The sequence below is a fragment of the Variovorax sp. 54 genome (genome assembly GCF_002754375.1).
Taxonomy (GTDB): Bacteria; Pseudomonadota; Gammaproteobacteria; order Burkholderiales; family Burkholderiaceae_C; genus Variovorax.
On record NZ_PEFF01000001.1, the window covers coordinates 427682 to 440334 of the forward strand.

11 protein-coding genes are annotated in these 12653 nt (G+C 67.4%); 3 read left to right on the forward strand and 8 right to left on the reverse strand.

Annotation, left to right across the window (positions count from 1 at the left end; all coding sequences use genetic code 11):
• Positions 1 to 77 precede the first annotated feature (77 nt).
• Together CLU95_RS02020 and CLU95_RS02025 are read left to right on the forward strand one after the other, a co-directional pair.
• A complete protein-coding gene (locus CLU95_RS02020) occupies positions 78 to 1811 on the forward strand; it encodes a hypothetical protein (protein WP_099789948.1) in 1734 nt (577 codons plus the stop codon).
• 3 nt (positions 1812 to 1814) lie between these two features.
• Positions 1815 to 3173, forward strand: coding sequence for an MATE family efflux transporter (locus tag CLU95_RS02025; protein ID WP_257214510.1), 1359 nt, complete (start codon positions 1815 to 1817; stop codon positions 3171 to 3173).
• Positions 3174 to 3189: 16 nt separating this feature from the next.
• Here the strand turns inward: CLU95_RS02025 and phoR are convergent, their stop codons facing one another.
• From phoR to pstS, 7 genes are read right to left on the reverse strand one after another with little or no spacing between them, the layout of a single operon-like run.
• Positions 3190 to 4527 carry a phosphate regulon sensor histidine kinase PhoR gene (phoR, locus tag CLU95_RS02030; protein WP_180288511.1) on the reverse strand — a complete coding sequence of 446 codons (1338 nt, stop codon included), beginning with the start codon at positions 4525 to 4527 and terminating at the stop codon, positions 3190 to 3192.
• A gap of 44 nt (positions 4528 to 4571) precedes the next feature.
• A complete protein-coding gene (gene phoB, locus CLU95_RS02035) occupies positions 4572 to 5264 on the reverse strand; it encodes a phosphate regulon transcriptional regulator PhoB (protein WP_007836652.1) in 693 nt (230 codons plus the stop codon).
• 31 nt (positions 5265 to 5295) lie between these two features.
• Positions 5296 to 5997 (reverse strand): phosphate signaling complex protein PhoU, encoded by a 702-nt coding sequence (gene phoU, locus CLU95_RS02040; RefSeq protein ID WP_099797075.1) that lies wholly within the window; start codon positions 5995 to 5997, stop codon positions 5296 to 5298.
• A gap of 22 nt (positions 5998 to 6019) precedes the next feature.
• Positions 6020 to 6805 (reverse strand): phosphate ABC transporter ATP-binding protein PstB, encoded by a 786-nt coding sequence (gene pstB / locus CLU95_RS02045; protein ID WP_099789950.1) that lies wholly within the window; start codon positions 6803 to 6805, stop codon positions 6020 to 6022.
• Between the two features lie 20 nt (positions 6806 to 6825).
• On the reverse strand, positions 6826 to 7713 hold the full coding sequence (pstA, locus tag CLU95_RS02050; RefSeq protein WP_099789952.1) for a phosphate ABC transporter permease PstA: 888 nt from the start codon (positions 7711 to 7713) through the stop codon (positions 6826 to 6828).
• Positions 7710 to 8792, reverse strand: a complete 1083-nt coding sequence (gene pstC / locus CLU95_RS02055) for a phosphate ABC transporter permease subunit PstC (protein ID WP_099789954.1) — start codon at positions 8790 to 8792, stop codon at positions 7710 to 7712. The genes pstA and pstC overlap by 4 nt, the downstream gene beginning before the upstream one ends.
• Before the next feature lie 38 nt (positions 8793 to 8830).
• The gene (pstS, locus tag CLU95_RS02060; RefSeq protein ID WP_099789956.1) at positions 8831 to 9865 is read right to left on the reverse strand and encodes a phosphate ABC transporter substrate-binding protein PstS; all 1035 of its coding nucleotides are present in this window, start codon (positions 9863 to 9865) and stop codon (positions 8831 to 8833) included.
• 251 nt (positions 9866 to 10116) lie between these two features.
• Here pstS and CLU95_RS02065 point away from each other — a divergent pair, with 251 nt between their 5' ends.
• Positions 10117 to 11637, forward strand: coding sequence for a Ppx/GppA phosphatase family protein (locus tag CLU95_RS02065; protein ID WP_099789958.1), 1521 nt, complete (start codon positions 10117 to 10119; stop codon positions 11635 to 11637).
• A 6-nt stretch (positions 11638 to 11643) separates the two neighbouring features.
• Here the strand turns inward: CLU95_RS02065 and CLU95_RS02070 are convergent, their stop codons facing one another.
• Positions 11644 to 12495 carry a hypothetical protein gene (locus CLU95_RS02070; protein WP_099789960.1) on the reverse strand — a complete coding sequence of 284 codons (852 nt, stop codon included), beginning with the start codon at positions 12493 to 12495 and terminating at the stop codon, positions 11644 to 11646.
• Positions 12496 to 12653 lie beyond the last annotated feature (158 nt).

Sequence of the window (12653 nt, forward strand, 5' to 3'; positions counted from 1 at the left end):
CTGGCGTCGAGGGCAGCCCGGTTTACCGCGCTGCCCTTTTTCTTTCCAATCACCCGTTCGCCTCTTCCGCCTCGCCCTTGAACCAGCCGACCCCCGCGATCGTTGCCCAGAATGCCGTCCGCCGGCTGCCGCGCGTCGCGTTGCTGCTGTTGTGCGCGGCTTATCTGCTGCCTGGCCTGCTCGGCCGGGGGCCCTGGAAGAGCGCCGACATCACGGCCTTCGGCTACATGGCCGAACTGGCCCGCAGCACCGAGGGCCTCGCCCGCTGGTTCGACCCGCTGCTGCTGGGCATGCGCCCCGAGACCCCCGCTCTGATCCCCTACTGGATCGGCGCCTGGGCGATCCAGCTCGCCCCGTCATGGGTCAACCCCGACCTGGCCGTGCGCTTCGTGTTCGCGCTGATGCTCTGGGGCACCTTCACCGCGACCTGGTACGCCGTCTACTACCTGGCCCGCACGCCGCGCGCCCAGCCCGTGGCCTTTGCCTTCGGCGGCGAGGCGCGCCCGACCGACTACGCCCGCGCCATTGCCGACGGTGGCCTGCTGGCACTGATCGCCTCGCTCGGCCTGGCCCAGCTGGGGCATGAAACCACGCCCGCGCTGGCGCAGCTGTACTTCGCCTCGCACCTGTTCTACGGCGTGGCCGCGCTGCCCTACCGCCGCGTGGGCCCGGTGATCGCGCTCGTGGTCGGCACGCTCGGCGTGACGCTGAGCGGCGGGCCGACGGTTGGCCTCGCGCTGGCGATCGGCAGCGCGGTGTACATGGTCTACGAACGCCGCCAGCGCGCCGCCCGCGAAGCAGAAGGCCGCAGCGACGACGAGAGCCCCGGCTTCACCCTGCCCGCCCTGCTGACGATGGTCGGCATCACCGTGCTGGCCGCCGCGCTGGTCTTCGGCCTGGGCCTCGCGCAATGGAAGATCACGGTGGGCAACGGCAGCGCGCTGTTGTCCGACGTGCGCAGCCAGGCAAAGTTGCTGCTGTGGTTCACCTGGCCGGTCTGGCCGCTCGCGCTCTGGACGCTCTGGCGCTGGCGCCGCCAGTGGCTCGAGCGCCACGTCGCGCTGCCGCTGTGGTTCGCGCTGGTGCCGCTGGCCGCCACCTGGACCACCGACTTCTCCGACCGCTCCCTGCTGCTGGCCCTGCCCGCCTTCGCCACGTTGGCGGCCTTTGCGCTGCCGACCTTCCGTCGCAGTGCGGCTGCGCTGATCGACTGGTTCAACGTGCTGTTCTTCAGCGGCCTGGCCGTGCTCGGCTGGATGTACTGGATCGCCATGCTGACCGGCGCGCCGCGCAAGCCCGCCGCCAGCGTGGCGCGGCTGGTGCCGGGCTTCGAGGCCGCGTTCTCGCCGGTTGCCTTCGTGCTCGCACTGGCCGCCACGCTGGCCTGGTGCTGGCTGGTGCGCTGGCGCACCGGGCGCCATCGCGCCGCGCTCTGGAAGACGCTGGTGCTGCCGGCCGGCGGCACCGCCCTGTGCTGGATGCTGCTGATGACGCTCTGGCTGCCGCCCATCGACTACGCGCGCAGCTACATCCCGCAGGTGCGCGCCGTGACCGAGCGCATCGGCCAGCCGCGCTGCGTGGCCGAACTGGCGCTGAGCCGCCCGCACATCGCGGCGCTGCGCCACCACGGCAACCTCAACCTGCAGCCGCTGCTGCTGGGCAACGACTGCCCGTGGCTGCTTGTGAGCCCCGAGACCATCGAGCGGCTGCACACCATCATCCCGATGGACCAATGGCGCTTCAGCGGCACCCTGCGCCGCCCCAGCAGCCCCGCGGACGACCTGCTGCTCTACGAAAAGATCGTGCGCTGACCCGTGAGCAGCAGCACGCACGGCAGCGAACGAGGACTCATCGCGCGGCACGCCGGCACGGTGCTGATCGGCCAGCTGGCCGTGATGGCCTTCGGCGTGGCCGACACCATCATCGCGGGCCGCTACTCCGAAGGCGCGCTGGCCGCACTCTCGGTGGGCGCCGCGATCTTCGTCAGCGTGTATGTCTCGCTGATGGGCGTGCTGCAGGCACTGCTGCCGGTGTGGGCCGAGTTGCACGGCGCCAACCGGGGCAGCGAAATCGGCCGCTCGGTTCGCCAGTCGCTCTACCTCGCCGCCATCGCCGTCGTGGTCGGCATGACGGTGCTGCTGCTGCCCGGCGCCGCGCTGCGCTGGACCCAGGTGCCCGCCGACATGCGCGGCGAGGTCGAGGCCTACCTCGCGGTACTGGCCTTCGCGCTGGCGCCCGCCCTGCTCTTTCGCCTTTTCAGCACCCTGAACCAGAGCCTGGGCAAGCCCAAGCTCGTGACCTGGCTGCAGCTGGCCTCGCTGCTCGTGAAGCTGCCGCTGTCGGTCTGGTTCACCTTCGGCGGCGCCGGCCTGCCTGCGATGGGGCTGGTGGGCTGCGCCTGGGCCACGCTGTGCGTGAACTGGGCCATGCTCGGCTGCGCGGTCTGGCTGCTGCGCCATGGCGCGTTCTACCGCGGCTACCAGCTGTGGGAGCGCATCGAGGCGCCCGACTGGCGCCAGATCCGGCTCTTCGCGCGGCTGGGTGTGCCCGGCGGCCTCGCGGTGCTGGTGGAAGTGACATCGTTCACGCTGATGGCGCTCTTCATCGCGCGCCTGGGCACCACCGCGGCGGCCGCGCACCAGATCGCGTCGAACCTGCTGGCCGTGGCCTACATGACGCCGCTGTCGCTCGCCATCGCAACCAGTGCGCGCGTGAGCTTCTGGCTCGGCGCCGGCGACACCGCCAAGGCGCGCCATGCCTGCCGGCTGGGCTTCGAGCTCACGGCGCTGTTCGCGCTGCTCTATGCCGGCGCGATGGCCGCGTTCCGCACGCAGCTCGCCAACGTGTACTCCGACAACCCCGCCGTGATCGCGATGGCCTCGGCGCTGCTGGTCACCGTGGCGCTGTATCACATCGCCGATGCATTCCAGACGCTGTGCGTCTTCGTGCTGCGCTGCTACCGCGTGACGCTGGCGCCGCTGGTCATCTACTGCACGATGCTCTGGGGCATGGGCCTGGGCGGCAGCTACCTGCTGGCCTACCGCGGCCTGGGGCCGTGGCCGGCCATGCAGTCGCCGCTGGCCTTCTGGCTCATGAGCGCTGTGGCGCTGGCGCTCACGGCGCTGTTGTTCGTCGCGCTGCTGCGCTGGACGATGAAGGCGCGGGCCCGCTGAAGGCCGCGCGGCCTGCTTACTTGACCATCACGCGTGCTTCGCGCACGCGCGTCGCCGGGAACAGCAGCGCGAAACGACTGCCCTTGCCCACCGTGCTCTCGATGCGCAGCTCGGTGCCGTGGCGCTGCGCGATGTGCTTCACGATCGCCAGTCCGAGCCCCGTGCCACCGGTCTCACGCGACCGACTGCGGTCGATGCGATAGAAGCGCTCGGTGAGCCGCGGAATGTGTTCGGCGGCAATGCCCGGGCCCGTGTCGCGCACCGCGTATTCACCGCGCCCGTCGGGCAACACCCGCCACGTCACCGCCACCTCGCCGCCGCCCGGCGTGTAGCGGATGGCGTTGGTCACGAGGTTCGACATCGCGCTCTGCAGCTCGGTCGGCGCGCCCGACAGCTCGGACTCGGCTTCCGACGTGAACGTGAGCCGGTGCCCCTGCGGCGTGAGCCGGCCCGACAGGCCTCGCCCTTCGTCTTCGCACTGCGCCAGCAGCGCGCGCATGCGCACCCACTGGTTGCCCGAAGGCGCTGCGCTGCCTTCCAGCCGCGACAGCGTCAACAGGTCGTTCACCAGCGTTTCCATGCGGTGCGACTGCTGCCCCATCAGCGACAGATAACGCGTGCGCTCATCGGCATCCAGCGGCAGGTTCTGCAGCGTCTCGACGAAGCCCGCCAGCACCGTGAGCGGCGTGCGGATCTCGTGCGACACGTTGGCCACGAAGTCGCGCCGCATCGCCTCGGCCTGCTCCAGCGCCGTGATGTCGCGCGTGAGCAGCATGCGCCGGTTGCCGGCGTAGGGATGCACCTGCACCGACAGCCGCACCGGGTGGCCGCGATGCTGCGCATGCACGAGACCGGGCGCGTCGATGACGACATCGCGGCTGTAGTTCCACGAGGCCAGATAGGCCACGAAGGCCGGATCGCGCACGAGGTTCGCCAGGTGCTGCAGCAGGTCGCGCTCGGCGTCGATGCCGAACTGGCCCGCCGCCGTCTGGTTGCACCACTCGATGCGGCCCTGCTCGTCGAGCAGCACCACGCCGTTGGGCGAGGCCTGGATGGCGGCCAGGAATTCCTGCAGCCGGTCTTCCGCCTGCCGGGTCTGTTGTTCACGCTCGCGCAGCAGCTTGCGGATGCGCTCCGAGAGCTCGCCCCACACACCCGGCCCGCGCGACGGCAGCCCGGCCGCGTCGTTGCGCAGCACGCGCAGCAGGCGGTCGGCGCGCCAGGCATCGAGGCCCAGCCAGAGCACCGCGCCCAACCAAGCGCCCAGCCAGCCGTACTTCCAGCCGAAAAGGCCGACAGCGCCCGCCGCAATTACGAGGGACGCTATTAAAAACGTAGCAATACGAAAAGGCATGGCGGGCGATTATCCGCGCCCGCCGCCGAGGCTCACGGCGCTGCTCACACCGTGACTTGGGCCGTCAGCCGGTAACCCGCGCCGCGAACGGTTTCCACCATCGGCGCAGCCGCACCCAGCGACTCACGCAGGCGCTTGACGTGCACGTCGACCGTGCGTTCCTCGATATAGACGTGGTCGCCCCACACCTTGTCGAGCAGTTGCGCACGGCTGTGCACGCGCTCGGCGTGCTGCATCAGGTAGGCCAGCAGCTTGAATTCGGTCGGGCCGACCTTCAGCGCCCCGCCCTGCCACGTGACGCGGTGGGTGGAGGTGTCGAGGGCCAGTTCGCCGATCTCGACGCGCTCGGTCACCACCTCGGGCGCGCGGCGGCGCAGCACGGCGCGGATGCGCGCCAGCATTTCCTGGGTGGAGAACGGCTTGGTGATGTAGTCGTCGGCACCGGCATCGAGGCCGGCGACCTTGTCGGGCTCGTCGCCGCGCGCCGTGAGCATCAGGATCGGGATGGCCTTGGTGCGCGGGTCTTTGCGCCATTGGCGCGCGAGCTGCAGGCCGCTCTGGCCCGGCAGCATCCAGTCGAGCAGGATCAGGTCCGGCAGGAAGGCGTCGATTTCACGCTGGGCAGCGGCGCCGTCTTCGGACCAGATCGGCTCGAAGCCGTTGTGGCGCAGGTTGACGGCGATCAGCTCGGCGATCGAGGATTCGTCTTCGACGATCAGGACTCTTGGTTTCTTCATGCGTTCTGGGGAGTCTGTGCGGCGACGGTCGTCACTGCAATGCCGACTCGATTTCCTCCATCGAAGTGTGCCGCACATCGGCGCCCTTGACGATGTAGATGATGAACTCGGCGATGTTCTTGGCGTGGTCGCCGATGCGTTCGATCGCCTTGGCCAGGAACAGCAGGTCCAGGCTGGCGGAGATGGTGCGCGGGTCTTCCATCATGTAGGTGACCAGCTTGCGCACGAAGCCGTCGAACTCCTTGTCGATGAGGTCGTCGTCTTTCAGGATCGACAGCGCGGCCGCCGTGTCCAGGCGCGCGAAGGCGTCCAGTGCGGTGCGCAGCAGGTTCGAGGCCAGGTCGGCGGCAATGCGCAGCTCGGTGGTGGGCAGCTGGCGGGCCGATCCGCTTTCGATGATCGACTTGACCATGCGTGCGATCTTGTTGGCCTCGTCGCCCACGCGCTCCAGGTTGGCGGTGGTCTTGCTGATGGCGATGAGCAGGCGCAGGTCGCGCGCCGTGGGCTGGCGGCGCGCAATGATCGACGACAGCTCGCGGTCGATCTCGATCTCCATCGCGTTGACGCGGTGCTCGGTCTCCATCACGCGGTCGGCGGCTTCGGGGTCGAACTGCAGCAGGGCGTACACGGCCTGGTGGATCTGCGACTCGACCATGCCGCCGAGCTCCATCACGCGCGACGAGACGCCGTTGAGTTCGCTGTCGAACTGGCTGGAAAGGTGTTTCTCGGTCATGGTGTTTTCCTTTGACTTCAACTCAACCGAAGCGGCCGGTGATGTAGTCCTCGGTCTCCTTGCGCTGCGGCTTGAAGAACATCTGTTCGGTGGCACCGAACTCGATCAGGTCGCCGAGGTACATGTAGGCGGTGTAGTCGCTGCAGCGGGCAGCTTGCTGCATGTTGTGGGTCACGATGACCACGGTGTACTCGTTTTTCAGCTCGGCGATCAACTCTTCGATCTTCGCGGTCGAGATCGGGTCGAGTGCGGAGCAGGGTTCGTCGAGCAGCAGCACTTCAGGCTTGATCGCAATGCCGCGTGCAATGCACAGGCGCTGCTGCTGGCCGCCCGAGAGTCCCGAGCCGCTTTGCTGCAGCTTGTCGCGCACTTCGGTCCACAGGGCGGCCTTCTTCAGGGCCCACTCGACGCGGTCGTCCATGTCGCTGGCCGAGAGGTTCTCGAACAGCTTCACACCGAAGGCGATGTTGTCGTAGATCGACATCGGGAACGGCGTGGGCTTCTGGAACACCATGCCGACCTTGGCGCGAATGAGCGCCACGTCCTGCTTGGACGTGAGCAGGTTCTCGCCGTCCAGCGCAATGGTGCCTTCGGCGCGCTGCTCGGGGTACAGCTCGAACATGCGGTTGAAGGTGCGCAGCAGGGTCGACTTGCCGCAGCCCGACGGGCCGATGAAGGCCGTGACCTTGTTCTCGGGGATCTCGAGGTTGATGCCCTTGAGCGCGTGGAACTTGCCGTAGTAGAAGTTCAGGTCCTTGACCGAAATCTTCGAGCGCGACGGTTGTTGTTGTGCGACGGTGTTTGGCATGTTGGCGCCTTCTTGATTATTTAGTGTTTGTTGCGCGTCAGCACGCGCGCCAGGATGTTGAGGGCAAGCACGGCGACGGTGATCAGGAACACGCCGGCCCAGGCCAGCTGTTGCCAGTTCTCGTACGGGCTCATGGCGAACTTGAAGATCGTGACCGGCAGGCTGGCCATGGGCTGGCTCACGTCGGCGGTCCAGAACTGGTTGTTCAGCGCGGTGAAGAGCAGCGGTGCGGTCTCGCCGGCGATGCGGGCCACGGCCAGCAGCACGCCCGTGACCACACCGGCGCGCGCGGCGCGCAGCGTGATGCTGAGAATGACCTTCCACTTCGGCGTGCCCAGTGCGTAGGCCGCTTCACGCAGGCCCGGCGGCACCAGCTGCAGCATGTTCTCGGTGGTGCGGATCACCACCGGAATCACGATGAGCGCCAGCGACAGTGCGCCGGCCAGGCCCGAGAAGGTCTTGAAGTAGGCCACCACCACGGCGTAGACGAACAGGCCGATCACGATCGACGGTGCCGACAGCAGGATGTCGTTGACGAAGCGCGTGATCGAGGCCAGCAGGCCCTTGGGGTTGTACTCGGCCAGATAGATGCCGGCCATGATGCCGATGGGCGTGCCCACGAAGGTGGCCAGCGACACCATCACGAACGAGCCGAAGATGGCGTTGGCGATGCCGCCCGCCTCGTTCGGCGGCGGCGTCATCTCGGTGAAGGTGGCGAGCGCCAGGCCGCCGATGCCCTGGCGCAGCGTTTCCCACAGGATCCACACCAGCCAGAACACGCCGAACGCCATCGCGGCGAGCGACAGCGTGAGCGCGATCTTGTTCACGCGGTTGCGCGCGGCGAACCTCGCCTGGCGCGTTTCGGCCAATGCCTTGGCGTTGATCAGGTTTTGCGCAGTGGTGCTCACGACTTGGTTCCTTCGCTCTTCTTCATCTGGGCCAGCAGCATCTTCGAGAGCGACAGCACGACGAAGGTGATGAAGAACAGCACGAGGCCGAGGTACATCAGCGCGGCCTGGTGCAGGCCCGCGCCGGCTTCGGCGAATTCATTGGCCAGTGCCGAGGTGATGCTGTTGGCAGCCTCGAACACCGACAGGGAGTTGAGCTGGTTCATGTTGCCGATCACGAACGTGACGGCCATGGTCTCGCCCAGTGCACGGCCGAGGCCGAGCATGATGCCGCCGATCACGCCGGCCTTGGTGTAGGGCAGCACGACCTTGGAAACGACTTCCCAGGTGGTGGAGCCCAGGCCGTAGGCCGACTCCTTGAGCAGCGCGGGCGTCACTTCGAACACGTCGCGCATCACCGAGGCGATGAACGGAATGATCATGATCGCCAGGATGATGCCGGCCGACAGAATGCCGATGCCCACGGGCGGGCCGGACACCAGGGCGCCGAGGTACGGCACGCCGGCCAGCAGCTTCTGCAGCGGCTGCTGCACCCAGGTCGAAAGAATCGGGCCGAAGACCAGCAGGCCCCACATGCCGTACACGATGGACGGCACGGCAGCCAGCAGTTCAATGGCAGTGCCCAACGGGCGCTTGAGCCAGTTGGGCGAGAGTTCGGTCAGGAACAGCGCGATGCCGAAGCTCACCGGCACGGCGATCAGCAGCGCGATGAACGAGGTGGCCAGCGTGCCGTAGATCATCACGAGGCCGCCGTACTCGTCCTTCACCGGGTCCCACACGCTGCTGGTGAGGAAGCCGAGGCCGTACTTCGCAATGGCGGGCCAGGCGCCGACGACCAGCGACAGCAGGATGCCGATCAGCATCGCGAGCGTCAGCAGCGCGGCGCCCTTGGCGGCCCAGCCGAAGATGCGGTCGGCCATGGGGCCGGAACGGGGCGCCTTCACGGGCGGCGGAGGAGCGGCAGAGGTGCGCGCGCGCTCGGCCGCGAGGTCGAGGGAGGCGGCAGCAGGGAGAGTGGATGACACGGGTCGCTCCGGCAAAGACGAAAGCGGCGCGTCCTGGAGCGAAGAGTTGCTCATGGGCGCGCCGTCCTGGAGGGTGGATGAAGGGTTGGTTCTTACTTGAACGCGACCGGCTTGCCCGATGCGTCCTTCACTTCACCCCATGCCTTGGCGATGGTGGCCTTCACGGCGTCGGGCATCGGCACGTAGTCGAGGTCGTCGGCCGTCTTGTCGCCGCCCTTGTAGGCCCAGTCGAAGAACTTCAGCACGGTGGTGGCGCTGGCGGGCTTGTCCTGCACCTTGTGCATCAGGATGAAGGTGGCGCCGGTGATGGGCCACGAATCCTTGCCGGCCTGGTTGGTCAGCACCTGGTAGAAGCTCTTGTTCCAGTCGGCACCGGCGGCGGCGGCCTTGAAGGCGCTGTCGTCGGGCGAGACGAACGAGCCGGCTGCGTTCTGCAGCTGCGCGTAGGTCATCTTGTTCTGCTTGACGTAGGCGTACTCGACGTAGCCGATCGAGTTGGGCAGGCGGTTCACGAAAGCGGCGACGCCTTCGTTGCCCTTGCCACCCGCACCGGTGGGCCAGTTCACGGCCGTGCCTTCGCCGACCTTCGACTTCCACTCGGCGTTGACCTTGCTCAGGTAGTTGGTGAACAGGAAGCTGGTGCCCGAGCCGTCGGCGCGGCGAACCGGGGCGATGGCGGCATCAGGCAGGGCCAGCGAACCGTTCAGCGCCTTGATGGCGGGGTCGTTCCACTTGGTGATCTTGCCCAGGTAGATGTCGCCCAGCACCTGGCCGTTGAGCTTCAGCTCGCCCGGCTTGATGCCGGGGATGTTGACCACGGGGATCACGCCGCCGATGACGGTGGGGAACTGCATCAGGCCCTTGGCTTGCAGTTCGTCGTCCTTCAGGGGAGCGTCAGAGGCGCCGAAATCGACGGTCTTGGCTTCGATCTGCTTCAGGCCAGCACCCGAGCCGACCGACTGGTAGTTGATCTTGACGCCGGTGGCCTTGTTGAAATCGGAGGCCCACTTGGCGTACAGCGGTGCGGGGAAGCTGGCGCCGGCGCCGGTCACGTCTTGGGCAAGGGCGGGAAGGGAGAACAGCGCGGTCACGAGGCCGGCGGTTGCAAATTTGAACGTCGTTTTCATAAAGCTTCCTTGAGAAGTAAGAAGTAGTCCCTTTTGGGGGCTCGAACGGACTCTAAAAAGCTTTTATGACATCACTGTGACACCCCTTCTGTCGAGGGAAAATGCCGCTGCGCCACCCCCGCTGTGTGTGACGCTGTCACACAACCGTCATTCGCCGCGCCTAACCTCTAGCCCTCGCCGTGACGCGACTGGAGAGGCGGCGCCTGCTGTCACGGCGCTACGATCAGAGAACCGCCCTCTTCACTAGAACAATGCAAAACGGCACCCGCCTCGCAGCAGTCGATCTCGGCTCCAACAGCTTCAGGCTGGAAATCGGCCAGGTCGACCACGGACAGATCCACCGCACCGAGTACCTCAAGGAAACCGTGCGCCAGGGCAACGGCCTGGACAGTGCACGCAACCTCACGACCGAAGCCATGCAGCGCGGCTGGGACGCCCTCGCCCGCTTCGGCGAGCGGCTGGCCGGCTTCAAGCGCTCGCAGGTGCGCGCCGTGGCCACGCAAACCTTGCGCGAAGCACGCAACCGCGAAGAATTTCTGTTGCGCGCACGCACCATCCTGGGCTTCGGCATCGACGTGATCCCGGGCCGGGAAGAAGCCCGCCTGATCTACCAGGGCGTGGCGCACCATCTGCCGCACACCGACGTGTCCGACCAGGAACGCCGGCTCGTCATCGACATCGGCGGGCGCTCCACCGAAATGATCATCGGCCACGCGCTCGAGGCCGAGCGCATGGAGTCGTACCGCGTGGGCAGCGTCGCCTGGTCCATGAAGCATTTCGGCGAAGGCCAGTTCACCGCCCCCGCCTTCCGCGCCGCCGAAGTCGCGGCCAAGGCCGTGCTGGACGACGCGCTGTCGAGCTACACCCGCGACCAGTGGGATGTGGCCTATGGCGCCTCCGGCACCATCGGCGCGGTGGGCGACGTGCTCGCCGCGGCCGGCGGCGAGGCTGGCCTCGTGACCCGCGACGGCCTCGACTGGCTGCTCGACCGCCTGCTCAAGGCCGGCAGCATCGACAAACTGCGCATCGACGGCATGCGCGAAGACCGCAAGGCCGTGATCGGCGGCGGCCTGAGCGTGCTGCGCGCGGTGTTCGACCTGCTCGACATCCAGGAAATGAAGGTCGCCCAGGGCGCACTGCGCCACGGCGTGCTGTACGAATTGCTCGAACGCGACGAGAGCGTGGCCGACATGCGCAGCGCCACGGTGGCCCGGCTCGCGACCCGCTTTGCGGTCGATCCGGCCCAGGCCAAGCGCGTGAGCGACACCGCCGCCGCGCTGTTCGTGCAGCTCGCCCCCGCCGCGCGTGGCGGCAGCACCTCGAGCCGCGCCGGCCGCGCGCTGCGCAAGCTCGGCTGGGCCGCGCAGCTGCACGAGATCGGCGCGCTGGTGTCGCACAGCGACTATCACAAGCACGGCGCCTACATCCTCGACAACGCCGACGCGCCGGGCTTTGCTGTGAACGAGCTGCACGCGCTCGGCCAGCTGGTGCTGGGCCAGCGCGGCAAGCTGCGCAAGCTCGAAACTTCGCTCGACGACGAGACCTTCGTGATGCAGCTGCTCGCGCTGCGGCTGGCCGTGATCCTGTGCCATGCACGCCGCGACCCCGACCCGAAGGCGCTGAACCTCGCGGCACTCGGTGCCAGGGCCTTCACGCTTGCCTGCGCGCCCGATTGGGCCGACGCCTATCCGCAGTCGGCACACCTGCTGCGCGAGGAAGTGCTGGCCTGGCAGAAAACCAGCAACTGGCGCGTGGAACTCAGCGGCGCCTGAGCCGTTTCACTTCGTGTCGATGCCGGCCGTCTGCGTGACTGCCGCAGCGCTGGCCTTGCGCGGCTCGTCTTCCCCGAACAGGCTGACATAGGCCGGCTGCACGATCTGGTCAAGCCCGCGCTTCAACCCTTCGCGAGCGCCTGCGGTGTCCTTGAGCAGGCCGTCGTACAGGAGATAGGTCGGCTCGCTCACGTCGGCGACCTGCAACGTCTGGCCCACGACGGACTGCTTCTCGTCCCTCAGCAACTGTTCCACCCAGACGTACGGCTTGAAGCTCGATGTCGCATCGGCCGCGCCATAGGACGTCGTGATCCGCAAGATCAATGTGCTGTAGCCGGGCGTCGGCTGGAGCTCCTGCACCTGCATCTGCGCGTGCTCTCCGGTCGCACGCAAGAAAGGCGTCAGCTTCACCTCGCGGCCACTGTCCCGCAGGCGCACCGCCAGCCGCTCTGCGAACTGCCTGTTGAGCCCCATGGTCACTCCACTGTTCTTCACTGCGGCCGTGAACTCCTTGCTGCGCTGGTCGGTCCGGGCGGCCATCGTCAGCCGGCTGTTGGTATCGACGGAGATGGCCACCAGCGCAGCGACGGGTCCGAGAAACCCAGCGAAGCCCGTCAGCCCCGACCCGCCGCCATCCGTGACGATCAGTTGGTCTTCCTGGTTGTAGATGAGCTCGATCTTCTCGATCGAACGAGCGACATCGTGGCGGGTCGGCGGCACAGGCGCGGCGGTGTTCGCCGCGCACCCCGACAGCAGGGCTGCGGCAACAAGCAGAAAAATCAGCGCCTTCAACCGCACGTCCGCGTCTGCACGCAGCATGTTCACGAAGCTTCCTGGCAGTGTGTTGAGCGGTTTCATGCGCGTCCCCCAGTGAGGTGGTCGACCGGCACCGCTTCTTTCCCGCATCGAGGTCAAAAGCACGTTGCCGTGCACTCACACTGTAGAAATTGCGCCGCACGCGCGCATGAGTCGTTCGCCCCTTTTTCCGGGAGACAAGCGCCCTGCCACCTCGGCCC